Source organism: Kocuria dechangensis (genome assembly GCF_014636775.1).
Taxonomy (GTDB): domain Bacteria; phylum Actinomycetota; class Actinomycetes; order Actinomycetales; family Micrococcaceae; genus Kocuria; species Kocuria dechangensis.
Window position 1 is genome coordinate 260,827 of sequence record NZ_BMEQ01000002.1, and the last position, 23,456, is coordinate 284,282.

A 23,456-nucleotide genomic window follows, 5' to 3' on the forward strand; every position below is an offset into this window, starting at 1 on the left:
TTGAAGTCCTGCATGGCTGTGTCCTGTCCTGTGCGGTGGGGTCTGGTGGCTGGTGGCTGGTGGCTGGTGGCTGGTGGCTGGTGGGGGCGCGGTGCTCAGGCCTTGTCGGGGTCCCAGCCGGGGATCTTGCCGTCGGGTGCGGCGTACTTGGTGATGAGGGAGCAGTCCTTGTCCCCGTAGCCGTCGTCGATGAGGCGCTGGAGCCGCTCCGCCACGAGCTTCGCGGCGGGCAGGTCCACGCCCGTCTGCTCGCCGGCCATGAGGGCCAGGCCGGCGTCCTTGGCGGCCAGGACCGCGCTGAAGGTGGCCTCGAAGTTGTTGTTCGCCGCGGCGGAGTCCACGATGCCGGGCACGGGGTACCAGGTCTGCAGCGCCCACGAGTTGCCGGAGGACACCGAGGCGATGTCCCAGAAGACCCGGGGGTCCAGGCCCAGCCGGTCGGCCAGGACCGAGCCCTCGGCGCAGGCCTCGAGGCAGATGAACAGCATCATGTTGTTGACGATCTTCGCGGCCTGGCCGGTGCCGGCCTCGCCGGTCGGGACGATCTTGCCCGCCATCGGCCGGATGTGCTCGGCGGCGGCCTCCACGGCGTGGGGGTGGCCGCCGATCATGAAGGTCAGCGTGCCCGCCGCCGCCCCGCTGATCCCGCCGGAGACGGGGGCGTCCACGAACACGAAGCCGGCCTCGTCCGCGGCCTTGTGCAGGGCCAGCGCCGACTCCACGTCGATGGTCGAGCTGTCGATGAGCAGCGCGTCCTCCGGGGCGAGCTCCAGGATGCCCTCCTCCCCGAGGTAGGCCGCCCGGGCGTGCTCGCCCTTGGGGAGCATGGTGAAGACGACGTCCGCGCCCTGCAGGGCCTCCTCCATGGAGCCGCAGGTCTTCACGCCGTTGGCGCGCGCAGCGCTCATGGCCGCCTCGCTGAGGTCGAAGCCGCGGACGTCGTAGCCCGCCTTGACGAGGTTGGCGGACATGGGGCTGCCCATGTGGCCGAGGCCGATCCAGGTGATGGTGGTCATCGTCGGTTCCCTTCTGAACTGCGCTGGCTGTGCTGTGCGGTCTGTTGCGGTGCGGTCTGGTGCTGGTCGGTGTGCTGCTGCCCGGCGGGGTCCGGTGCCCGCCGCGGGGCGGTGGGTGCGTGCCGGCCCGGGACGGCGACGCGCACAGGGACGGACCGATGGCTCGGTCCGTCCCTGTGCGCGTCCTAGGCGGAGGAGAGGATCATGCGCCCTCGCCGCGCGCGGTGCGCTCCTCGGCGAGCCGGCGCCGGTCCTCGGCGTCGACGTCCTGCAGGGAGATGCCCTTGGTCTCCTTCAGGGTGGCCACCGCGAACAGGGTGATCAGGCACGCGATCGCGATGTAGATGGCGATCGGCACCCAGGAGTTGAACTGGCGGAGCAGGGCGGTCGCGATGATCGGGGCCAGCGAGCCAGCGACGATCGAGGTGACCTGGTAGCCCAGGGAGACGCCCGAGTAGCGCATGCGGGTCGGGAACATCTCGGCCATGATGGCCGGCTGCCCCGCGTACATCAGCGCGTGGATCATCAGGCCCAGGGTCACGGCCGCGAGGATGATGAAGCTGTTGTCCGTGTTGAACATCGGGAAGGCGATGAACCCCCACACGATGCCCAGGACGGCCCCGGCGGCGTAGAGCGGGCGGCGGCCCACCTTGTCGGTGAAGCGGCCCACGATCGGCACCGTGATCGCGTGGATGACGTGGGCGATCAGGAGCAGGAGCAGGATCCGGCTGGTGTCGACGTCCCGCTGGGTGGACAGGTAGGTGATCGAGAAGGTCACCACCACGTAGTAGAGGATGTTCTCCGCGAAGCGCAGGCCCATGGCGCCGAAGACGCCGCGGGGGTACCGGCGGAAGACCTCGCCCACGCCGTAGGCCGCGCTCTTCTCCTCGCGGACCTCCTGCTGGGCCTCCTTGAAGATGGCGGCGTCCGTCACGTGGGTGCGGATGTAGTAGCCGATGGCCACGATGATGATCGACAGCCAGAAGCCCACACGCCAGCCCCAGGAGAGGAACGCCTCCTCCGAGAGGGTGAAGGACAGGACCAGCAGCACGATGGTGGCCAGCAGGTTGCCCAGCGGCACGGCGGCCTGGGGCCAGCTGGACCAGAAGCCGCGCTCCTTGTTCGGGGAGTGCTCGGCCACGAGCAGGACGGCGCCGCCCCACTCGCCGCCCACCGCGAAGCCCTGGACGAAGCGCAGGACCACGAGCATGGCGGGGGCCCAGTAGCCGACCTGCTGGAAGCCGGGCAGGCAGCCCATCAGGAACGTGGCGGCGCCGACCATGACGATCGAGATCTGCAGCAGGTGCTTGCGGCCGTACTTGTCGCCGAAGTGGCCGAAGACGATGCCGCCCAGCGGGCGGGCGATGAAGCCGACGGCGTAGATCAGGAACGCCTTGAGGATGCCGTCCAGCGGGTTGCCGGTGTCCACGAAGAACAGCTGGCCGAAGACCAGGGTGGACGCGGTGGCGAAGAGGAAGAACTCGTACCACTCGACGACCGTGCCGGCCATCGAGGCCGCCACGACCTTCTTCAGTCCCCCGCGGTTCTCGGGGGAGTCGTTCGGGTCGGCGCTCGCGGCGACCCTGTCCTCAGTGCTCACGGGGACCTCCTGTGTGGTGGGCGGGCGTGACGGTGGTCACGCTGTGCTGCTCCCAGTGTGGTGATCTGTGAGCCCGTTCACAATGACCATGCGCCCACGGTTGCTGTGCAAAAATGCACATACTGCTCGGTTAGGAGCGTGTGGCCGTTCCACGCGGATTTGTGACGGAGGTCCTCCCATGTCCCACGGCGCCGACGACCTCCTCCTGCTGCTCGCCGTGGTCCGGCACGGCTCCTACGCCGGCGCCGCCGCGGACCTCGGCCTGAGCCACACCACCGTGTCCCGCCGCATGGCCGGGCTCGAGAAGACCGTGGGCGCCCGGCTGCTGGTGCGCTCGGGAGACCGCTGGGAGCCCAGCGAGATGGGCCGGAAGTTCGTGGCCGCCGGCGAGGAGATCGAGCTGGCCGTCGGCTCCCTCCCGCTGGGCTCGGGCGGGCGCGGCAACTCGGTGAGCGGCGTGGTGCGGGCGATCGCCCCCGATGGCTTCGGCGGGGTGGTCATGGGCGCGGCCGTGCGGAGGCTCATCGAGGAGCACCCCGGGGTGCGGCTGGAGATGATCAACGCCGCCCGGCGGGCGCAGACGAACCCCGTGGGCATCGACCTGGAGGTGGTCGTCGGGCGTCCGGAGTCCTCCCGCAAGGAGGCGTTCCACCTGGCCGACTACTCCCTCGGCTTCTACGCCTCCCGCGACTACCTCGCCGCGCACCCGCCCATCAGCACCCCCCAGCAGGTGCAGGACCACCCCCTGGTCTACTTCGTGGAGTCCATGCAGGACGTCGCCGACCTGGACATCCCCCGGGTCCGGTTCCCCCGGATGCGGCAGGCGGTCGGGGCGACGTCCTCCCTGGTGCACGTGGAGCTCACCCGGGCCGGGGCCGGCGTCGGACTCCTGCCCTGCTTCCTGGCGGAGCGGACCGGGGACCTCGTGCGGCTGTTCCCGGAGGAGCTCTGGTTCCCCGTGGAGTACTGGATGGTCTCCCGCGCGGACGTGCTGCGCCGGCCCGCCGTGCAGGCGGTGCTGGGCGCCATCCGGGCGGCGCTGGACGACATGCGGGAGGAGCTGATCGCTGCTCCTCGGTGATCGGCCGTGGACGCGCACGACCGGTGCCCCGGACGGCGGCCGGGCGACTCCGCCGGCGTCCGTGCCGGGCTACGCCCGCCCGTCGTTGATCCGCCGTAGTCGCCGGCCCAGGAAGAGCCCGTCCAGCAGGGACCAGAGGCCGAGCCCGCCGAGGGTGACGGTCATGGCGATGCCCATCCTCCAGTCACCGAGGTAGTAGCGGTGCGCACCGAGCCACCCGAAGAAGATCCAGAACAGCCAGGCGTCGGTCGGGTTCCGCCAGGATCGGCGCCGGCGCCGTGTCCCGGCGCCGGGTGTGGGGAAGACAGGGGAATGGTCGGTCACGTCGGGTCCCTGCATCAGCCTTCGCACGCCACACCGTCGCCGTCGCCGTCCAGCGCCGGCGCGTACCCCGGGGAGCCGGAGGGGAGCGGGGCCGCTCCCGCCCCCCATGCCTCGTCGCAGTCGCGGTAGCTGCCACTGAGGGCCGGGCTCGTGGTTCCCTGCCCCGGGGCGGGACTCGCGGTCTCGCCTCCCGGGGCGGGGTCCTGCGTGGTACCGCCTCCGGGCAGGGCGCCGAACGGGATCCCGGTGGGCAGCTCCTGGCCCGGGCACTCCGAGAGGACGTCGATCATGGCCTCCTTCTCCGAGGCGGTCACCGACAGGTCGTACTTCGCCTTCACCGCGATCTGGGTGGCGACGTACTCGCAGTGGAAGGACTCCTCCGGCGGCAGCCACTCGTCGGCCGGGGAGTCGGACTTCGTCCCGTTGGTGGGCCCGTCCACGGCCAGCAGGTTCAGCGGGTCGTTGTAGAACTCCTCCCGCTCCGACGGGAGGAGGCCGGGCGCCCCCGAGACCCAGGCGTTGCCGACGGACACGACGTGGTCGATCTGCACGTCCGACGAGGTGGCGACCCCGCGGGTGAAGCGGATGGCCCTGCCGGTGTAGGGGTCGTCCAGGAACCCGGAGACCACCGTGCAGCCGTCGTCGGAGGAGGTGCCGGTCAGGTCCCGGTGGAGGACCTCGTCGCGGGTGTTCGCGCAGTCCCCGTCGGCATCGATCCAGTCGCCGAACTTCGCCTCGCGGTCGTAGCCGGCCATGGAGCCGCGAGCCGCCACGGGCAGCCTCTCCAGGGCCTCCAGGGCTTCCGACGACGGGATGTCGGCCTCCGGGGTCGGCGAGGCCGAGACCGCCGTGGGCTCGGCCCTGGAGGGCGACGGAGAGGGGGCAGGGGTGGCCGCGGACGTCGGCGGCTGTGGAAGCGCCGCCGCGACCAGGTCGAGGGGGAGGATCTCGGAGGCGCAGCCGACGAGCACGCTGACCGCCATGGTCAGGTGCGCCGGCACGGCCACGAGCCACTTGCCCCGCCGGAACCCGCGTCGGGACGTGAACTCGGTCTTCTGAGGACCGGGGGGTGAGGGAGGGGCGCAGCTCATGCTTCTCCTCCGGCCTCGGCCTCCCAGGCGGCGTGGGCGTCCCGCGTCCTGGTGGGCCGGTAGGTCTCCCGCATCGCCTGGAACGCCGTGTTGCGCTGCTGGGCCAGGAACTCCGCGGAGAGGTCTGTGGCGGCGTCTTGGCGGGCCCGGTCGCGGGCGGCGGTGATCGTGCCCATGATCTTCTCCGCGGCCGCGGATCCGCCCTTCAGGTAAGCCTCGCGGACCTCCCGGTCCTGGTGGTACAGGTACTGCTCGGTGGTCTGCCCGCGGGTGGCGTCGAACGGGGCGTCGGAGAGCTCGTAGACCATGGCGGCCACCCAGTCCAGGCGGGCGTCGACCTCCTGCCGCCGGCGCGGGGTGACGGCCAGGTGCCGGGCCTCCCAGACCTCCCGGCCGTGCCGGCGCAGCCGGTCGACGGTCCAGTCGGGCCGGGGCAGCACGTCCAGCGCCGAGGAGCCGAGCGCCGAGGGGCTGAGCGTCCTGGCCCGCGTCGGGGTGGGGTCGAGGCGGAGCTGCCACTGGAGCCAGGCCGTGCGCATGTCCTCCTCGCCGGCCTTCCACGCCTGGGCGAGGACCTTGCCGTCGGTGCGCTGCGCGTGCGAGTGCTCCATGCCGTTGAGCCCCCTGTTCAGGGAGGAGGTCACGGTGCGGAAGAGGACGTAGAGGAGGCGCAGGGTCAGGACGAGCACGCCCAGGACGCCGAAGAACAGGCCCAGGACGCGGACGAGCTCCAGAAGCCCTGGCAGAAGCGTCGGCAGTGAGGTCGTCGTGGTCATGATGGGGTCCCCCGGACAGGTGCAACTACTTGATGGGGAGCCTATCTACATTCTTTTGCATGTTGGAGAGCGTGACCGAAGTGGGGACACCTCTGACGGCTGTCACAGCGGGGCCTTCCTCCGGGCGGACCTCTCCGGATCTCCCGACTGCTCGGAAAAAGCCCTTGTGCCGGGGCCTGTTCGGATACCGGGACAGGGGCTTCCTCGCGGGGGTCCTGTCGATTACGGGTGAACCAGGCGGTAGCGTGAACGGCGTCACACTCCTGTGCCGTTCACCCTTGCTGCTGATTGCGGAGGTCCGTCGTGAAGATTCGTGGAGCCGTCCTGGAGACCATGGAGGCCCAGCCCCCGTACGCCGAGTCCAAGCCGCTGCGTGTCGAGGAGCTCGAGCTCACCGACCCCGGCCCCACCGAGCTGCGCGTGCGGATCACGGCGGCCGGCGTGTGCCACTCCGACCTCTCCGTGGTGAACGGCAACCGGCCGCGGCCCCTGCCGATGCTGCTGGGGCACGAGGCGGCCGGCGTCGTCGAGGTCGTGGGCTCGGACGTCACGGATCTGGTGGAGGGCCAGCACGTGGTCATGGCGTTCCTGCCGCGGTGCGGCAAGTGTGCCGCGTGCAAGACCGAGGGGCTGCTGCCGTGCACGGTCGGCTCGAAGGCCAACGCCGCGGGCACCCTCATGGAGGGGTCGATGCACCTCTCCGACGAGCGCGGCCCCGTCTACCACCACCTGGGGGTCTCCGGGTTCGCCACGCACGCCGTGGTCGACCGGCGCTCCGTGGTCCCCGTGGGCGACGACGTCCCCGCCCCCATCGCGGCCGTCATGGGCTGCGCGGTGCTCACCGGGGGAGGGGCCGTCATCAACGCGGCGACGGCCACCGCCGACGACGCCGTGGCGGTGATCGGCCTCGGCGGCGTGGGGCTGGCCGCGCTGCTGGTGGCGAAGGCGGTGGGCTGCCGCCGCGTGATCGCGGTGGACGCGCTGGCGGAGAAGCTGGAGCTGGCGAAGTCGTTCGGCGCGGACGAGGTGTACACCCCGGACGAGGTGCTGCAGCTCGAGGAGAAGCCGCGCGTGGTGATCGAGGCCGCAGGGCACCCGCGGGCGTTCGAGACGGCGTTCAACGCCACCGCCGTGGGCGGGGTGACCGTCACGGTGGGCCTGCCGGCACCGGGCGCCATGTCCCAGATCGAGCCGCTGAAGATCACTGCCGAGGCGCGGCAGATCATCGGCAGCTACCTCGGTTCGGCCGTGCCGGCGGTGGACATCCCCCTGTACGAGGAGATGTGGCGCGAGGGCCGGCTGCCGCTAGAGAAGCTGATCACGTCCCACATCACGCTGGACCAGATCAACGAGGCGATGGACGAGCTGGATGCGGGGCGGGCGGTGCGGCAGGTGATTGAGTTCTGAGCTGAGCGTCTTTTCTTATGCGTCCAGGGTGGCCGCTGAGGGGGCGACCGTACTTGCTGCTGTGAAGACCGTAGGCGGCATAGGCCGGCGCAATCGCCAAATAATCGACATGGGCTTGGAACCCTCGTGAGACACATAGTCCACCGGTCCGAGGAATACGTAAGGAGACGTCCCCGCCTCGTTGGTTTGCGTCTCACGGACGAAAAGCATGATGCTACTGCCTTGGCGAGCATGATGCTGGTAGCGCTGACCCACGGGAGACTCTGGAGTGGTTTGGTTCTGGGACTCCCAATGAAAAAGTGTTTCCGAGAGCGCATAGTCCTTGTACATGGTGTTGGGGGAAAGTCCTTTTCTGACTTATTGAGCGTGACTAGAAGGGCATCGCATTCAGAAGAAGGAATCCACGAAACTCCTTCTCGGACATTGCCGGGAGTACGTTGTCCAACCTCCCCCATGCCGAGCCCGGCCAAGAGTTCTTCCCGCGTGTAGTGGGCATGGGTTTGAAGAGGAATGTCCTGAAAACCTGGGCCCAGTGGTCGCGGCAAGTTGCGCGCCTTGTCCGCTGTAATGTCAATAATCTGGTTCAGCTCGTCTCGAACCAGTGGGTGCGAGCAGAGCATGCGGAGGCCCTGTTCAGGCTCGGGTCCACCACTCTTCGCCCCCTGCGGCCAGAACGAGTAGTAGAGCATCCGAGCACATCGCTGCTGGCGAAGAGACAAGGTCGACAAGAGCGGTGCGTCAGCGCTCAAAAGTTCCTGATAGCCCTGCAGGCGCTCGGGATCGTCGACGTAAAGGAAAGAGCGAGCACGTTGTATGAGTCCCAGGAATTCCAGTTCGAGATCAGGCTGTGGCCACGCAACATCGCTGACAATGCTCCCAGCGCGCCGGAGGGTGCTCCAAGTGGTGGGTCGATTCTCAAATTTCGAGCGTCGATAAATGTCAGTGATGTCGGACATCGAGTCTGAAAGATACTGGCGGAGGGTGTAGGCCTCGGGCTTTTCCTGCTGTAGCGCCAAGTCCCTGATCTCTTCGACCATTTGGCGAGTCGTGAGGCGCAACTGACGCTTGACGTTCTCCAGAACTACCTTTTGCGCAACATCATCAAACACAATTTGCGTGCCAGAGGGAAGGAAGGGAAAACCGTCCTCGAGGTCCTTCGCAAGACGAGCCCGGCTTGATCCCGTGACAGCCCGGTACTTGAGGTCAAAACGGAAGTCACGGTGTTGGAAGCCGATGAAGTCCAGCACGGTGAGGACCGGCTTGTTTTCTGCAAGGCGCAAACCTCGACCCAACTGTTGGAGGAAGAGGGTCGCCGACTGTGTGGGCCGAAGCATGAGGATCGTGTCGACCTGAGGAATGTCAAGGCCTTCATTGAAAAGGTCAACGGCGAACACCGCTCGAAGGTTGCCTCGCTGGAGGGCCTTGAGCGCTTCCCTGCGTTCTTCCCCGGAGCTTTCCGCAGACAAGGCTTGTGAGGGGAGCCCTGCTTCACTGAACTTTCGTGCCATGTAGTGGGCATGCGCCACTGAGACGCAGAACCCAATGGCCTTCATGCTGTGAGGGTCGAGCACCTTGTCGTTAAGCGCCTGCAGGATCTTGGCTGTGCGGACGTCATTTCCGGTGTAGACCCCTTCAAGATCAGTTGCCTCGTAGCGTCCTCGTCGGAACTGTAAGGAGGAAAGGTCCACGTCGTCAGAGACACCAAAGTAGTGGAAGGGTGTCAGTAGCTGCTGTTCGAGGGCATCCCACAGTCGCAGTTCGCTCGCAATGCGTCCGCCAAAGAACTTTTCCGCTACATCAATTCCATCACCCCGTTCGGGAGTGGCTGTTAATCCGAGGAGTTCCTGGGGGTGGAAGTGCTCGATGACGCGCTGGTAGGTGGGCGCATCTGCGTGATGAAACTCGTCAATGACAATGACATCAAACTTATTGGGCTCAAAGCGGCCCAATCCACCGGAATTGAGGGACTGGATCGAGGCAAAAATGTGCTTGCCCCAAGTGGGTTGATATCCGTCCACCATGAGCTCGCCGAAGGCGCCCGCGCGTAGCACTGTGGCATAGGTCTTCCGGGCCTGCTCCAGAATTTCGCGCCGGTGCGCCACGAAGAGCAGCGACAGCTCATCCCTCGCGGACTCTTGCAGTCTCTTGTAGTCCAGTGCTGCCACGATGGTCTTCCCTGTGCCAGTTGCGGCCACAATGAGGTTCCGATGGCGGCCATGGATGATTCGTTCGGCCTCGAGCTCCTGCAGCATGAGGGCCTGATAGGGGTAGGGGCGCACATCGAGATGAGCAATGGAGACGTCTCCCGCCACGCGGGCGCCTCCATCAGCAAGCGCTCGTAGTAGGCGCGATTCATCCACGTCAGGGTCGTATGATTCGAAAGCCTCAGACTCCCAGTAGCTGTCGAATGTGGCCTCGAACTTATGCAGAAGAGCTGGGGTGGACACCGACGACATTCGGACGTTCCACTCCAGACCGTCCAACATTGCCGCATGGGAGAGGTTGGAGCTTCCCACGTATGCGGTGCTAAATCCGCTTAAACGATGGAACATCCACGCTTTCGCGTGCAGGCGCGTATTGCGGGTCTCGTAGCTGACCTTAACCTCCGCTCCGTACTTTCGGGCTAAAGCGTTGATGGCTTTAGCGTCACTCGCTCCCATATAGACGGTTGTCAACACCCGGAACGGCACCCCACGATCTTTGAGAGCGGTGAGTTCCTTGTCCATGACGTGGAGACCGGACCATTTGACGAAAGCAATCAGAAGGTCGACGCGGTCTGCGCTCTCCAACTCCTTGGCAATTTCGCGCCCGATTTGAGGTTCATGCGGCGTGTTGGTGATCAAGGCGGCGTCCGACAAGGGTGTAGCGGGAGTGCGAGGCGGGGGGCCCTGGTCCGGTGCAATAGCAAGCAGTTGACGTGGACCAGGTGCAATCCGCCGTACCACCTCCGTCCCGGCACCGAGAGACGACAGAATTCGATTGGCTTCCTCGACGCGCTCCTCTGGTGCTACTGACTCCAGGTGGAACTGGATGCGATCTGCCAGGTAGCGCGTGAGGATGTGCGGGGTATCCGCAGCGCCGACCTTGGCGATCAGTGCTTTTCCGGCCGGTAGCGATGCGATCCCCTCATGGAGGACTGAATCTTCCAGGAGTTCGTACAAGCCGGGGGAGAGCCGATCGGTGTCGGCCATGTGGGGGTGCGCCATGTTCGCAGCTTAGGTCGATGGTCATTAGCAAACACATATGTTGCCTTGATCGCGTGTTGGTGAGTCGGCGGAGGAGGACTTGCGGCGCCTCAGCGGAAAATCCAGCCGGGTGCCACCATGTCTTCAACGACAGGACTGCCTCGCAGCAGACTGGTGATGTGGGTCAGGCAGCACATGGCCCATCTTCTAAGTGGTGAGGCAGTTGGCTTTGTCTGGAATTGGCGCGTGGGTCTTTGTGCACACGAAGGGATGGCAGGGGTCGTTGCAGCCAGTCACGAAGGCACGGAACCGGGCTTGGAGCACCGAGACAGAGGTAATGCCGGTCCGGTGCAAGGTCTGGCGTTTGGTAACGCCAAACCGGATCTCCACGAGGGAGGACCACGACGTCGAGGTGGGCGTGAAGTGCGAGTGAAACCGAGGATTCTCGGCCAACCAAGCCCTCACCTCAAGGGTCTTGTGCACGGCGTCCAGCACGGTCACTCTTTGGTCGCTTGGTGAGAGAAGGTGCCGTGCCGCGCCGCTGGCGGGCGACTGAGTCCCGGCGGCGTACCCTGGACCGTCCGGAGGCGACCGCCTCCTCGTCGTCCCGTCCTGCCGCGACACCGCACCCAAGGAGACCGCCTGTGGAGCTTGAGCCGCTGGAGCCGTTGATCCGCTTCTTCGCCGTGGATCATGCCGCCGACCTCACCGGCCTGTCCGACCGGATTCCCGGCTCCGGGTTTCTCTGCTACTACCCCAACGACGAGGAGTACGAGGGCTTCCTCGACGGCGCCGGGCGGCTGTGGCTGCGCGGCGACGACGCCACTCCCGCCAAGGAACTGCTCGACGTCCTCGAACCTCCGTTCCGCGTTGCCTACCCCGTAGCTCCCGTCCCCGGGCCGGGCGACGAGACGGTGGTCTCGGCCGGGGTACTGCACACCCCCGAGGAGCTGGAGGCCTACCGCACCCGTTTCGCCGACGCCGACGGCGGCGTGGACGAGGACCATCAGGCGCACGCCGTGGACGCCAGCGGCCAGCACTGGACCCTGATGCTCGGCGAGGAACCGGGGATCGTCCTCGCTCTCTGCTTCGGCCGCGACGAGAACGGCGCCCCGTTCTCCGAGCGGACCACCTTCGACGCCGCCACTCTGCCCCTGCCTATCACCGTCGTCGAACTCGACTGACAGCAGGCCTCATGGGATGACGGGACGCCCGGCGGAAATGTGATGCCCCCAGCCGGAGGGAGCGCCCCGACGCTCGGTGTCCCCGCCCAGCGGTAAAGTCGTCCAGACGCCGCCCAGCCGAGGGCGCGTCCCCGCGACATCTGATCCAGGACCGTGCCATGACCTGTGCTCCGCTGCCCTCCGTGGCGACCCCGACCGCCCTTCCCGTCCTCGACGGCGGCAGGGGCGAGCCTCTGTGCGCCGGCCTGGACATCGGCGGCACGGCGATCAAGTACGCCCTCGTCGACCCCGTCCGCGGGACCACCGTGGGGCCCGTGCGGCGTGTCCCCACCCCCTCGCCGGCCACCCCGGCCGCCGTGGTGGCGGCGCTGCGGGGCGTGCTCGAGGAGCTGGAGGACGAGACGCGGTCGCCCCTGACCGGCGTGGGGGTCGGCGTGCCGGGCATCGTCGACCACGGCGTCGTGCGCTCCGCCGCCCACCTCGACGACTCCTGGCTCGGCGTCGACGCCCGGCGGCTGCTCGCCGAGGGCCTGGACCGGGAGGTCGCCGTGCTCAACGACGCCGACGCCGCCGGGCTGGCCGAGATGCGCTTCGGCGCCGCCTGCGGCGTGGACGGCACCGTCCTGCTGATCACGCTGGGCACCGGCATCGGCTCGGCGCTGCTCCTCAACGGGGTGCTGGTCCCCAACACCGAGCTGGGGCACGTCTGGTTCGAGGGCCGTGACGTCGACGGCTGGGCCGGGGCCTCCGCCCGGATCGCGGAGAACCTGGACTGGCCCACCTACACGGACCGCGTCCAGCGGTACCTGTCCCACCTCGAGGGCCTGGTCTCGCCGGACCTCATCGTCCTGGGCGGCGGGATCAGCGAGCGCCAGGAGCAGTTCCTGCCGCACCTGGAACTGCGGGCCCGCGTCGTGCCCGCGCAGCTGCGCAACGCCGCCGGCATCGTCGGGACGGGCCTCCAGGCCCACCTGGCGCACTCTGCACAGCACTGACGGGCACGACGACGCCTCCGGGCGCCGCTCCCGTCGCGGCCCGAAACCGGACTCGGTTGTCCGCGGCACGGAACGGCCTTCGCTTGGGCATCGAACCTGTCCAGCGACTACAGTCGGCCTGTCCACAGGAACCGCTCGGGGGAGCGGAATCACTCCTGGGAAGACAGAGGCCATGCCGCCGGGGAACCGTCCCGGTCGCGCCTCGTCCGTGGGGGAACGGAGACGCACCATGCACACGAACACTCGATCGACCATGCGCCGCGAGAAACGGCCGGCCCGCCGGGTCGGTCTCGCGGCCGGCCTCCTGGCGCTGCTCCTCGCGATGGGCGGCTACAGCTCCGTCGCCGCACCGCCGGCGACCGCCGCGGAGGTCGTCGATCCGGCGGCCACTCGCCTCCAGGCGGACCTGGACACGCTGGCCGCCCAGGTCCCGGGGGAGCTGGGCGTCGTGCTCCTCGACCCGACCGGCGGGCAGGTGGCGGCCCGCAACCCGGACCGCCCCTTCACCAGCGCCAGCCTGTACAAGCTCTTCCTGGCCCACGCTGTCCTCGACCGGGTCGATCGCGGCCTGATCGCCCTGACGGACACCGTGCCGGGCACGACCCTCACCGTCCAGGAGGCCGTGGACCGGATGATCACCTGGTCGGACAACATCTCCGGTGCCGCCCTCGGACAGTGGCTCGGGTGGCGGGAGGTCCAGGCGTTCGCGCAGGGGCAGGGCTTCGAGTCCACGACCTACGACCCGGCCACCGGTGCGGCGGGGACCGTGGCCATGACCACCACGCCGGACGACGTCGCCGACTTCCTCGACCGCCTGCGGAAGGGCGAGCTGCTCTCCCCGCCGTCGAGCACCCTGCTGCTCGGCTTCCTCACGGCCCAGCAGCTGGACTACGCCCTGTCCACGGGGCTGTCCGCGGACGTGGAGTTCGCGCACAAGACCGGCCTGCTGATCCAGGTCTCGCACGACGCCGGACTGGTCCGGATCGGCGGGCGCGAGTACGTGGTGGCCGTGCTGACGGACGGGTGGTCGGGCTACGACGACGCGAGGCCCTGGTTCCGGACAGCGGGGCAGGCGATCGACGCGTTCGTGCACGCCTCTGCCGCGGCCTGATCAGGCGGTAACCAGCTCCGAGTGGTCGGAGAACTCCAGCCCGTGGGCCTCGCTGACCGAGCGGTGGGTGACCCTGCCCGCGGCGGTGTTGAGGCCGGCGGCCAGCGCGGGGTCGCTGCGCAGGGCGTCGTCGACCCCGCGGTCGGCGAGGGCGGTCACGTAGCGCAGGGTGACGTTGGTCAGGGCGTACGTGGAGGTGCTGGGCACCGCGCCGGGCATGTTGGCCACGCAGTAGAACAGCGTCTCGTGCACGGGGAAGATCGGGTCCTCGTGGGTGGTGGGGCGGCTGTCCTCGAAGCATCCGCCCTGGTCCACGGCGATGTCCACCAGCACGCTGCCCGGGGCCATCGCGGCGACCATCCCGTTGGTGACGAGCTTCGGGGCGCGGGCCCCGGGGATCAGCACCGAGCCGACGACGAGGTCCGCCTCGGTCACCGCGCGCTCGACCTCGTAGGCGTTGGAGGCGATGGTGGTCAGGCGCCCGGCGTACCGGTCGTCGAGGGCGCGGAGCCGGTCCACGTCGATGTCCAGGATGCTCACGTCCGCGCCGAGCCCCACGGCCATGGCGGCCGCGTTGGTGCCGGCCACCCCGGCCCCGAGCACGGTGACCTTGGCCGGGCGCACGCCCGGCACCCCGCCGAGCAGCACGCCCTTGCCGCCGGCCGTGGCGGTCAGCGCGGCGGCTCCGGCCTGCACGGAGAGCCGGCCCGCCACCTCGCTCATCGGCGCCAGCAGGGGCAGCCTGCCGTCGGCGGTCTGCACGGTCTCGTAGGCGATGGCGGTGACGCCGGCCTCCAGCAGGGCGGCCGTCAGCTCGGGCTCCGCGGCCAGGTGCAGGTAGGTGAACAGGACGAGGCCCTCGCGGAACCGGTGGTACTCGGCGGCCACGGGCTCCTTGACCTTCAGCACCATGTCGGCGCGGGCCCACAGCTCGTCGGCATCGGCGACGATCTCCGCCCCGGCGGCGGCGTAGGCCTCGTCGGGGATCCCGGAGCCGGTCCCGGCGCTGGCCTCGACGAGCACCCGGTGGCCGCGGGTCCGCAGCTCGTGCACGCCCGGGACGGTGAGGGCCACCCGGTACTCGTTGTTCTTCACTTCGCTGGGCACGGAGATGATCATGGTGAGCCTTCCGCAGGAAACATAAAATGTATGCGTCAAAGCTACGTTTCATCGCTGTTCCTGTGGGGTTCGTCGACGATCCTTCGGCAAGAGGTTCGAAAGTGGAGGAATGATGGACAAGGTGAGCCACGTCACACCGTCCGCGCCGCAGGATCTGCGGCCACCCCACCAGCTGGACGACCTCGACCGGCGCCTGCTCGCCCTGCTGCGGGAGAACTCCCGGATGACCAACCAGGCCCTCAGCGAGGCGCTCGGGGTGGCCCCCTCCACCTGCCTGGCCCGGATGAAGGCGCTGCAGCGCTCGGGGGTGATCCGCCGGTTCACGATCGAGGTGGAGCCGCGGGCGCTGGGGCGCACCATCGAGGCGCTGATCAGTGTGCGGCTGCGCCCGGGCGCCCGGCACCTGATGGCCGCCTTCAGCGAGGGCCTGAAGAAGGTGCCGGAGGTCTCCCAGTTCTTCTTCCTGGCGGGCTCGGACGACTTCCTCATCCACGTCGTCGCGCGGGACTCCGACCACATCCGCCAGTTCGTGCTGGAGCACCTGTCCTCGAACCAGGCGGTGGCCGCCACGCAGACCAGCCTGGTCTTCGAGCACGTCCAGGGGGCGTTCGCGCCCTGATCGCTGGGGCCTGCTCGCAGGGCACCGATGGCGTCGCCACGGGTCAGGTCGTCAGGCACTCCACGACCGGCGCGCCTGATCGGCGGGCTCAGGCAAGGACGAGGTATGTCCCCAGGGAGCCCAGGACGACCGCTGCCGGGAGGAGCGCCTCATCGAGCGGCCCCGGTCAGTTCTGGAGGACGAACACGGTCAGGGCCCCGGAGGCGACGGCCCCGCCGATGCCCAGGAGAGGGGTGATCAGCGGCAGCGGCAGCGGTGCCTTGCGCCGCAGGGCCCGCTCCACGCCCACCCAGCGCCGGCGCTGATGAGCACCCCGAGCAGGAGCAGGACCACGGCCAGGACGGTGCGCATCGGTGCGGGGAAGAGGTCCTCCGTGAAGGCCTCCACGGCGATGCCGCCGGCCAGGAAGGCCAGGGAGGTGCGGATCCAGGCCAGGAACGTGCGCTCGTTGGCCAGGGTGAACCGGGGGTCGGGTTCGGTGCCCCCGCCCAGCACGCGGGTGGAGAACCGGCTGCGCTCCTGTACGGGCACGGCCTCATCCATGGGATGCCTCGGCTTCCGCTGCGAACGGCTGTGCCGGGCGGTCACGGCTGCTGCCGTTCGGTCCGTCGTTGCTCCCGAGCTCCCCTGCCCCAGCGGCCGGCGGTGTCGAAGCATCGGCGGCCTGGTGGTCCTGTGCGGTCCGTGACATCCAGTCCAGGACGGCGCCCCAGTGGGCCGCGGTGGGGTCGATGGCTGCCAGGTGATCGAGGTCGTGGCGCACCAGGAGGTCCATGGGGTCTCCGGCGCGATGAGCGCGAGCGACATAGTCCAGGGAGTGGGTGAGAGGGACGCGGGTGTCGGAGGCGCCGTGCACGAGCAGCGTCGGCACGCCGACGGGCAGCTGCTGGAGCGGCGATGCCTCGGCGTATGCCTCGGGTCGTTCCTCCGGGGCGGCGCCGAAGAACTCCGCGGCGGCACCTTCACCGAGGTCCTCACGATGAGTGCGCACCACGTCGGTGACCGGAGCCAGGGCCACGACGGCGTCCAGCCGGCCGGCGCCGAGAAGGGCCAGCTGTCCACCTACCGAGTGGCCGATTCCGATCAGCGGCCCCCCTGTGCCCTGCCGCCAGTCATGGCGCGCCAGGGCATGGAGGGCGGCATGGACGTCGTCCAGGGTGGTGGGCCAGCTGCCGCCGTTGCCGCCACGCCGGTACTCCACGTTGGCGGTGGCCCAGCCCCGGGCGACGAGGTCTTCGGCCAGCGCGGCCATGAGCGAGGCGTCGAAGCGTGCGCGCCAGTAGCCGCCGTGGACGAGCACCGCGATGCCGCGACAGGGGCCGGCCTCCGGGGAGGAGCTCCGGCATTCCACCACCTGGGCGTCATGGGGGCCGTAGGGAATGACCGTCGTGGTGTTCTCGGTCGTTGTCCTCATGAGTGCGTCCTCTGTCGTTCGATCGGCGGGCCCGGGCGCCCCTGTGGGACGCCCGGGCCCGCCGCCGGTGCTGGGCCGTCGGCCGCTTCTGTCAAGCCCCGGGGACCGATCCGGGCGGGAGGAAGTCCACGCCGTGCAGGGCGGAGCGGCGGACCACTTCCTCGGGATCCTGCAGGTTGTGCAGCTGGTCGAACAGCTGGGAGAGCCGGCCGGCCGGGCTCACCCAGAACAGCGCCTTGCCGGCCGTCTCACCCTTGATGTAGTAGGCGTGCGGCAGGCCCATGGGCATGCGCACGGTGTCGCCGGGCCCTGCCGTGGTCCACTCGCCGTCGAGGTAGAGCGTGTACTCGCCCTCCATGACGTAGATGTGCTCGTCCTGGGTGGGATGGATGTGCGGGGGCACGCCGGTGCCGATCGGGTCGAGCGAGAGCCAGGCGAAGCTCGTGGAGCTCTCCACCTTCGCGAGGTAGGTGTGGCCCAGGACGTTCCACGTCTTGTTGCCCATGGCTTCGCCGGCCAGGGTGATGCCCTTGGGCAGGTCGCCCACCACGATCTCCTGCTGCTGCTGCGTCTCCACAGTGAGTCCTTTCGTCCGAACCGTTGGTGGATCCAGCATGGCAAGTCCCGAGAAAATATGCAAGAAATATTGCGACCGACAAAATCACTACATATGATCTGGATCACGTCGCGTTCCATCGGACGGATTCCGACGTTCTCTTCGCCGCCGTGCTCCTGCAGCAGAGCGGCATCCGCCCAGCCAACACCGAGTCGGGGGCCCATCAATGACCAACACCATCGAACGAGGCATGTCAGTCCACACCCTGGGAACAGGGGGCGGACCGATCGTCTCCAGCAGCCGTGCCGGCACCAGTACCGCAATACGCGTCGACGGCGCCACCTATGTCATCGACTGCGGCATGGGCAGCATCCGCAATTTCCGCTCCAGCTGCGCGTGGTCGGACCTGCGCGCGGTCTTCCTGACCCACCACCACTCCGACCACATCTACGACCTCGGTTCGTTCCTGGTGACGGGCTGGCAGGTGCCGGGCGAGTCCTTCAGCCGTCCGATCCAGGTGCACGGTCCTGGGCGGCCGTCCCGGGTCCCGGCCATGGACGCCGAGCACGCGGCCGTCGTGGACGCCCGCGTCGGTGCCCGCTCCATGCGGGGCACCGTGGACGTCGTCGATGCGCTCCTCGACGACGTCTTCGCGTCCGACATCTGCATCCGCATGGCGGACGAGGGGCGCAGCGAGCCGCACGAATGGGTCCGGGCGCACGACATCGTTCTCCCGTCCCAGGTCCCGGCGGATCCGGTGGCGGATCGCCACCCGGACATGGAGCCCTTCGAGATCTACCGCGACGAACTGGTGACCGTCAGCGCCATCCTCGTGGATCACCGGCTGTGCTATCCGGCCTTCGGCTTCCGCGTCGACTCCGCGTACGGGTCCGTGGTCGTGTCCGGGGACACCGCCTACTCCGAGAACTGCATCCGCCTGGCCCGGGGCGCCGATCTCCTGCTGCACGAGGTCATCGACCTGGAGGCGATCCTGGCGACCTTCCCCGACGGGCCCACCCGGGACGGGATCGAGGAGCACCTGCGCGAATCGCACACCCCCTTCGACCAGGTGGGCAAGGTTGCCGCCGCCGCCGGCGTGGGACAGCTGGTCCTGCACCACATCGTGCCCAACACCCCGGGCACGGCCGACGTGCCCAAGATGGTCGCGGCGGCCCGCCGCGACTTCGCCGGACCGGTCCACGCCGCCGAGGACAACGACCGGTTCCTGGTGTCGGACCAAGTGCGGGCCACGGTGGCCCGCGAGACCGTGGAGGTGGGAGCATGACCGCTCAGACCGAGTCCCAGATCCCGCCGCACACCCTCCGGGCCGCGGTCAAGTACGGGAGGATGAACCGGCGGGCCTGGATGGTCACGGGGATGCTGGTGATCTTCCAGATCATCAACTTCGCCGACAAGGCTGTCCTCGGCCTGGTCGCCGACTCCGCGATGCGTGACCTCGGCCTGACAGCCGGTCAGTTCGGCTTCATCGGCAGCGCGTTCTTCTTCCTCTTCGCCGCTGCCGCCGTGGCCGTCGGCTTCCTGGCCGGGAAGGTGCCGACCCGCTGGATCCTGTTGACCATGGGCATCTCCTGGGCGGTGCTGCAGTTCCCGATGCTCTTCGGCGGCGGCGCGGCCGTGCTGCTCGTCACCCGCATCCTGCTGGGCGCCGCCGAAGGACCGGCGACTCCCATCGCGCTGCAGCACGTCCACGGCTGGTTCCCCGCCAAGGAACGCGGCCTCCCCAGCAGCCTGGTGGCCATCGGGTCGACGGTCGGCCCCATCATCGCAGCTCCTGTCCTGGCCTGGATCATCGCCAACCCGGCGCTCGGCTGGCGCTGGGCCTTCGGCTTCCTGGGCATCGTCGGCCTGCTCTGGTCGCTCGGCTGGTTGCTCATCGGCCGGGACGGGCCGTTCAGCCACACCCGGCGCGACGACCCCGAGGCCCAGGCGGAGCGGGCCCATGCGGAGCAGCAGGCGGCCGCCCGCACGGCCCCCGTGCCGGTGGTTCCCGCCGCGAGCGCGTCCGACGGCGAGGCGCCGTCCGCCCCGGCCGCTGAGCGCGCTGGTGCCGGGAGCACTGGCAGCATCGCGGATCGTTCCGATCTGCTCCAGCTCGTCCCCATCCGCCGGGTCCTGGGCTCGCGGATGTTCATCGCGGCTGCCCTCGCCGGCGCCGGGTGCTTCTGGGCCCAGGGCTTCCTGACGACCTGGTCGCCCAAGTACCTCGCCTCGGTGATGCAGCTCTCCCCCGAGATGGTGGGTCTGTTCTCCACCTTTCCCTGGATCCTGGGGGCGCTGACCCTGCTGGTCCTGGGCTACACCTCCCGGTTCCTCATGCGCCGCGGGGTGACCGTGCGCTGGGCCCTTGCGGCACTGTTCGGTGCCGCGCTGCTGTGCTCGGGGCTCTGCTTCCTCATGCTGCCGCGGGTGGACGGGTACCTCGCCGTCGTCTTCCTCACGCTGGGGGCCGGCCTGGCCATGATCTACCCCTTGGCGCCGACCGCCGTCGCGTTCTGCGTGGGCTCCAAGCAGCGCGCGGCCGTCATGGCCACGCTGACCGGACTGGCCTCGTTCGGCGGGGTCGTCGCTCCGGCGATGGTGGGCAAGCTCATGGACCGCGCCGGCTATGTCCCCGCCCCCAAGGGGGTCCCGGAGACGGCGGAGATGGCCGCCCGCCTCAGCGAGGGGATGAACACCGGCTTCTGGATGATCGGCGTCTACCTGCTCGTGGTCGGGGCCATCAGCATCCTCATGCTCAACCCGGACCGTACTGCGTCCCGGCTGCAGGAGAAGTTCGTGTACAACGGCTGACAGGGTGCTCCACCGGCACCACCGGTGGTCGCAGGTCGGACGCCGTGAGGGGCGGTGGCGGAAGACCGCCGCCCCTCACGGCGTCCGGACGTTCCGGAGCCCGCCTATGATGGCCGGGACCTCCCCCTATGCCTTCTTGTTCTCGCGCACCCCCCCGATCCGAAAGCAGGACCGATGATCACGGTTCCCGAAACCCACCTCAGGCATCAGCAGCTCATCGTGACCCTCTACGGCCTCTACGGGCGCCAGGTCGGCGGGGCCTTCCCCGTGTCCGTGCTCATCTCCATGCTGGGAGACCTCGGCCACGACGCTCCCGGGGTGCGCTCCTCGGTGTCGAGGCTGAAGGCGAAGGGCGTGCTCAACAGCGTCAAGGCCGACGGGGTCGCCAAGTACGAGATCTCCCCGCAGGCGATGGAGATCTTCAGCGCCGGCGACGAGCGGATCTTCTCCCCGCCCCGCTCCCGGGTGGGCGATCCCTGGGTCCTGGCGATCTTCTCCGTGCCCGAGTCGCTGCGCCACCTCCGCCACCAGCTGCGATCCGAGCTGGCCGGCCTCGGCTTCGGCATGGTCTCGGCGGGGGTGTGGATCGCCCCCGCCCACGGGCGGGACGAAACCGCTCGGCGGCTCGAGGTCCGCGGACTGGCCGAGTTCGTGGAGTTCTTCACCGGCAGCTACGGCGACGAGACGGACATGCGCTCCAAGGTCGCCCGGTGGTGGGACCTCGAGGCCCTGGACGCCCAGCTCTCCCGCTTCCTGGAGCTCTACGGCAACGCCCTCACCGAGTGGACGGCACTGGTCGGCACAGATCCTGAGGCCGCGCTGGCCACCTCCACCCCGGAGATCCGCCGAACTGCGTTCCGCTACTACGTCCCCATGCTGACCCTGTGGCGCCGGTTTCCCTACATCGATCCCGGGCTGCCGATGGAGTACCTGCCCGAAGGGTGGAAGGGGCCGACCGTGCGGCATCTCTTCGAGGAAGTGCACCGTCTGGTCGGCCCTCTTGCGGCCGAGCACGTGCGGTCACTGATCGGCTCTGCCGCCATGGCCTCCGCCTGAGGCCGGGGACCGGGGCGCGAACAGCACAGAGGAGGACCCCGGGTGCCGGGGAGTGTGGTCTCACACTCCCCGGCACCCGGGGTCCTCTGTTCTGCGGGTCAGCACTGGCGCCGAGCGCAGCGCGGATCCGGATCAGGACTCGCGGTCCTGGATGACGGCCACGCCCTGGATCTCGATCAGCGCCTCCTTCTGCCACAGCCGGGTGACGCCGATCCCGGCCATCGCCGGGTACTTCCGGCCCGCCATCTCGCGCCAGAGCCGGCCGATCTCCCTGCCGTGGGCCATGTAGTCGTCCACGTCGGTGAGGTAGATCGTCACGCTGACGAGGTCCTCGGGCTTGCCCCCTGCCTCCTCGAGCGAGGTGAGCACGTTGCGGAGGGCCTGGACGAACTGCTCGACGATGCCGCCCTCCACGATGTTCATGTCCTTGTCCAGGGCGGTCTGGCCCCCGAGATAGACGGTGTCGCCCGCCCGCACGGCGTGGGCGTAGCCCGAGGGGGGCGCCATGGAGTCCGGGTTGACGATCAGGTTCTCCTTGGCGGACAGGTTCGTGGTCATGAGGTTCTCCTGCGGTGTCGAGGCGGTGGCTCGTCACGAAAACGACCTCTGGTCTGCTCCGTGTGAGCCGTGTTACATTGATTCTACGTGACGGTCGTCACGAAGTCGACATAGAGAGTGAAGGAGACATCGATGAGCACGGTCAGCGAGTACCGCACCGAGGGCGACAACCGCATCTACGCCGGGGCTGACGGGCGCGTGGTCCCCGTCGTGACCCGCGCGGGCCACGAGGACACCAACACCGCCCAGTCCGGCGACTGCGTGCGCGTGTCCGGCGTGAGCATCCAGCACACCCCGGCCACCAAGATCTGGTTCGGCCAGGTCTCCAACACCCCGGGCTACCGCTCCCTGCCCCACCACCACGGGGAGGCCGAGACCGGCGGCTACGTCCTGAGCGGCCACGGCCGGATCTACTTCGGCGAGGACTACCAGGACTACATCGACATGACCGCCGGCGACTGGGTCTTCGTCCCGCCGTTCATGCCCCACGTCGAGGCGAACATGTCCCTCACGGAGGACCTCGTGTGGCTCACCGCCCGCACGCCCGAGAACCTCGTGGTCAACCTCGAGGACGTCCCCGACGAGTCCCTCGCGGACTACCGGCGGGCCTGAGGCAGCCATGACCACGACCGTGAGCCCCACCTCCGCCGCCTTCCTGGCGACCGTGGACCTCCAGCCGGCCGAGGCGCAGTCGTACGACGAGGCCTGGACCGCCCAGACCCAGTGGGTGCCCTGGCCCAAGGCCTTCGGCGGGGACATGGTGGCCCAGGCGGCCGCCGCCATGATGCGCTCCGTCGGCGAGGACCGCGTGCTGCACTCGATGCACAGTTACTTCATGCGCCCCGTCGACATCGGCGCGGCCGTCCGGTACGAGGTCGAGCGGGTTCGTGACGGCCGCGGCTACTCGACCCGGCACGTGCGGGCCTTCCAGAACGGCAAGGCCGTCTACGACGCCATCGGCTCCTTCCACGTCCCCGAGGACGGGACCGACGACGCCCCGGCCATGCCGCAGGTGCCCGCGCCGGAGGACCTGGCGTCCTCGGCGGAGGTCCTCGTCGGCGTGGACGGCCCCGCCGCCGAGTACTGGGCGAACGGGCGCTCCTTCGACATCCGCCACGTCGAGGGACCGGTCTACCTGCAGGTGGAGGGGCCGCGCGCAGCGCATCAGGCGGTGTGGGTGAAGGCCTTCGACCGGCTGCCCGACGACCCCGACCTGCACCGGGCGGCGCTGGCCTACGTGTGCGACTACACGATCCTCGAGCCGCTGCTGCGCTCGCAGGGCCTGGCGTGGGCGGCGCCGGGGCTGGTCACGGCCAGCCTCGACCACTCGATGTGGTTCCACCGCGAGGGCCGCGCCGACGAGTGGGTGCTCTACGTGCAGGACGCCTGCTCCCTGCAGAACAACCGGGGTCTCGTCCGCGGCCAGTTCTTCGACCGCGGCGGGCGCCTGCTGGCCAGCGTGGCCCAGGAGGGCATGATCCGCCCCGGCGCATGAGCCCGCCCCACCGGCGCGCTCCCGCGTGCCACGAGACATCCACCGCTGCACCAGACGA

19 protein-coding genes and 3 pseudogenes are annotated in these 23,456 nt (G+C 69.0%); 11 read left to right on the forward strand and 11 right to left on the reverse strand.

Going from position 1 to position 23,456, the window contains the following annotated elements; translation table 11 throughout:
- Positions 1-95 precede the first annotated feature (95 nt).
- Together mmsB and IEW07_RS03395 are read right to left on the reverse strand one after the other, a co-directional pair.
- Positions 96-1,037, reverse strand: a pseudogene (mmsB, locus tag IEW07_RS03390) (3-hydroxyisobutyrate dehydrogenase); the annotation flags it as partial.
- Positions 1,038-1,218: 181 nt separating this feature from the next.
- Positions 1,219-2,616 (reverse strand): MFS transporter, encoded by a 1,398-nt coding sequence (locus IEW07_RS03395; RefSeq protein WP_188534420.1) that lies wholly within the window; start codon positions 2,614-2,616, stop codon positions 1,219-1,221.
- A 178-nt stretch (positions 2,617-2,794) separates the two neighbouring features.
- Here IEW07_RS03395 and IEW07_RS03400 point away from each other — a divergent pair, with 178 nt between their 5' ends.
- Positions 2,795-3,697 (forward strand): LysR family transcriptional regulator, encoded by a 903-nt coding sequence (locus IEW07_RS03400; protein ID WP_188534421.1) that lies wholly within the window; start codon positions 2,795-2,797, stop codon positions 3,695-3,697.
- 69 nt (positions 3,698-3,766) lie between these two features.
- Here the strand turns inward: IEW07_RS03400 and IEW07_RS03405 are convergent, their stop codons facing one another.
- From IEW07_RS03405 to IEW07_RS03415, 3 genes are read right to left on the reverse strand one after another with little or no spacing between them, the layout of a single operon-like run.
- Positions 3,767-4,021, reverse strand: coding sequence for a TM2 domain-containing protein (locus IEW07_RS03405; protein WP_229741534.1), 255 nt, complete (start codon positions 4,019-4,021; stop codon positions 3,767-3,769).
- Positions 4,022-4,035: 14 nt separating this feature from the next.
- Positions 4,036-5,112 carry a GmrSD restriction endonuclease domain-containing protein gene (locus IEW07_RS03410; protein WP_188534423.1) on the reverse strand — a complete coding sequence of 359 codons (1,077 nt, stop codon included), beginning with the start codon at positions 5,110-5,112 and terminating at the stop codon, positions 4,036-4,038.
- On the reverse strand, positions 5,109-5,888 hold the full coding sequence (locus tag IEW07_RS03415; RefSeq protein WP_188534424.1) for a hypothetical protein: 780 nt from the start codon (positions 5,886-5,888) through the stop codon (positions 5,109-5,111). Before IEW07_RS03415 ends, IEW07_RS03410 begins: the two co-directional genes overlap by 4 nt.
- Positions 5,889-6,191: 303 nt before the next feature.
- Here IEW07_RS03415 and IEW07_RS03420 point away from each other — a divergent pair, with 303 nt between their 5' ends.
- The gene (locus IEW07_RS03420; RefSeq protein ID WP_188534425.1) at positions 6,192-7,295 is read left to right on the forward strand and encodes a zinc-binding dehydrogenase; all 1,104 of its coding nucleotides are present in this window, start codon (positions 6,192-6,194) and stop codon (positions 7,293-7,295) included.
- A gap of 1,331 nt (positions 7,296-8,626) precedes the next feature.
- Here the strand turns inward: IEW07_RS03420 and IEW07_RS21840 are convergent.
- A pseudogene (locus tag IEW07_RS21840) lies at positions 8,627-10,501 on the reverse strand (DEAD/DEAH box helicase); the annotation flags it as partial.
- Between the two features lie 623 nt (positions 10,502-11,124).
- Between IEW07_RS21840 and IEW07_RS03430 the strand changes: the two are divergent.
- The 3 genes from IEW07_RS03430 (at position 11,125) to IEW07_RS03440 (ending at position 13,770) form a co-directional block, all read left to right on the forward strand.
- Complete coding sequence (locus IEW07_RS03430; protein ID WP_188534426.1) at positions 11,125-11,664, forward strand: hypothetical protein; 540 nt, start codon at positions 11,125-11,127, stop codon at positions 11,662-11,664.
- Positions 11,665-11,822: 158 nt separating this feature from the next.
- Positions 11,823-12,659: a polyphosphate--glucose phosphotransferase gene (gene ppgK, locus IEW07_RS03435; RefSeq protein ID WP_188534427.1), complete on the forward strand. Its 837-nt coding sequence runs from the start codon at positions 11,823-11,825 to the stop codon at positions 12,657-12,659.
- A gap of 229 nt (positions 12,660-12,888) precedes the next feature.
- Positions 12,889-13,770: a serine hydrolase gene (locus IEW07_RS03440; protein ID WP_188534428.1), complete on the forward strand. Its 882-nt coding sequence runs from the start codon at positions 12,889-12,891 to the stop codon at positions 13,768-13,770.
- On the opposite strand, the gene ald is transcribed toward IEW07_RS03440, so the two are convergent.
- A complete protein-coding gene (gene ald, locus IEW07_RS03445) occupies positions 13,771-14,889 on the reverse strand; it encodes an alanine dehydrogenase (RefSeq protein ID WP_188534429.1) in 1,119 nt (372 codons plus the stop codon).
- Positions 14,890-15,001: 112 nt separating this feature from the next.
- Here ald and IEW07_RS03450 point away from each other — a divergent pair, with 112 nt between their 5' ends.
- Positions 15,002-15,508: an Lrp/AsnC family transcriptional regulator gene (locus IEW07_RS03450; RefSeq protein WP_188534496.1), complete on the forward strand. Its 507-nt coding sequence runs from the start codon at positions 15,002-15,004 to the stop codon at positions 15,506-15,508.
- Positions 15,509-15,674: 166 nt separating this feature from the next.
- Here IEW07_RS03450 and IEW07_RS03455 read toward each other — a convergent pair.
- From IEW07_RS03455 to IEW07_RS03465, 3 genes and pseudogenes are all read right to left on the reverse strand, one after another.
- Positions 15,675-16,051, reverse strand: a pseudogene (locus IEW07_RS03455) (YidH family protein).
- On the reverse strand, positions 16,044-16,922 hold the full coding sequence (locus IEW07_RS03460; RefSeq protein ID WP_188534430.1) for an alpha/beta hydrolase family protein: 879 nt from the start codon (positions 16,920-16,922) through the stop codon (positions 16,044-16,046). Before IEW07_RS03460 ends, IEW07_RS03455 begins: the two are co-directional and overlap by 8 nt.
- A 91-nt stretch (positions 16,923-17,013) precedes the next feature.
- Positions 17,014-17,499, reverse strand: a complete 486-nt coding sequence (locus IEW07_RS03465; protein ID WP_229741536.1) for a cupin domain-containing protein — start codon at positions 17,497-17,499, stop codon at positions 17,014-17,016.
- 229 nt (positions 17,500-17,728) lie between these two features.
- Here IEW07_RS03465 and IEW07_RS03470 point away from each other — a divergent pair, with 229 nt between their 5' ends.
- From IEW07_RS03470 to IEW07_RS03480, 3 genes are all read left to right on the forward strand, one after another.
- The gene (locus IEW07_RS03470; RefSeq protein ID WP_229741537.1) at positions 17,729-18,763 is read left to right on the forward strand and encodes an MBL fold metallo-hydrolase; all 1,035 of its coding nucleotides are present in this window, start codon (positions 17,729-17,731) and stop codon (positions 18,761-18,763) included.
- Positions 18,760-20,289 carry an MFS transporter gene (locus IEW07_RS03475; RefSeq protein WP_188534433.1) on the forward strand — a complete coding sequence of 510 codons (1,530 nt, stop codon included), beginning with the start codon at positions 18,760-18,762 and terminating at the stop codon, positions 20,287-20,289. The genes IEW07_RS03470 and IEW07_RS03475 overlap by 4 nt, the downstream gene beginning before the upstream one ends.
- A gap of 174 nt (positions 20,290-20,463) precedes the next feature.
- Positions 20,464-21,345, forward strand: a complete 882-nt coding sequence (locus IEW07_RS03480; RefSeq protein WP_188534434.1) for a PaaX family transcriptional regulator — start codon at positions 20,464-20,466, stop codon at positions 21,343-21,345.
- Between the two features lie 132 nt (positions 21,346-21,477).
- Here the strand turns inward: IEW07_RS03480 and IEW07_RS03485 are convergent, their stop codons facing one another.
- Positions 21,478-21,903, reverse strand: a complete 426-nt coding sequence (locus IEW07_RS03485) for a RidA family protein (RefSeq protein WP_188534435.1) — start codon at positions 21,901-21,903, stop codon at positions 21,478-21,480.
- 132 nt (positions 21,904-22,035) lie between these two features.
- On the opposite strand from IEW07_RS03485, the gene IEW07_RS03490 reads away from it, so the two are divergent.
- On the forward strand, positions 22,036-22,515 hold the full coding sequence (locus IEW07_RS03490) for a cupin domain-containing protein (protein WP_188534436.1): 480 nt from the start codon (positions 22,036-22,038) through the stop codon (positions 22,513-22,515).
- Between the two features lie 7 nt (positions 22,516-22,522).
- Positions 22,523-23,398 carry an acyl-CoA thioesterase gene (locus IEW07_RS03495; RefSeq protein WP_188534437.1) on the forward strand — a complete coding sequence of 292 codons (876 nt, stop codon included), beginning with the start codon at positions 22,523-22,525 and terminating at the stop codon, positions 23,396-23,398.
- The last annotated feature ends 58 nt before the right edge of the window (positions 23,399-23,456 follow it).